This window comes from Dactylosporangium aurantiacum (assembly GCF_000716715.1).
GTDB classification, from domain to species: Bacteria; Actinomycetota; Actinomycetes; order Mycobacteriales; family Micromonosporaceae; genus Dactylosporangium; species Dactylosporangium aurantiacum.
Genome location: NZ_JNYJ01000187.1, coordinates 1 through 280, shown reverse-complemented (window position 1 = coordinate 280; position 280 = coordinate 1). Strand labels below are relative to the sequence as shown.

The following is a 280-nucleotide window of genomic DNA, read 5'->3' as shown; positions in this document are numbered from 1 at the left end:
CTTCTACGAAGACGCCATCGGCGGCCGCGCCGCGGTCACCAAATCCTCCCCGGACAAAGACCTCGCCAGCAAAATGGTCCCCGTCGCCCGACCGGTGAAAAACAGCGGCGACAAACCCCGCCACCTCGCCTGGGGACAGGTCATCGCCGTCATCAACGGCGCCGGCGCCGCCACCGCCGCCAACTACGCCAAAACCGTCACCACCGACCCCGGCTACAACATCGACTGGTTCACCAAAACCGGCCTGCCACCCACCACCAACGCCGGCCTCGCCGACAGC

Annotated in this window: 1 pseudogene; it reads left to right on the top strand. The window is 67.1% G+C overall.

The features are described from left to right. Positions 1-280: pseudogene (locus OP18_RS59055) on the top strand (ABC transporter substrate-binding protein); the annotation flags it as partial.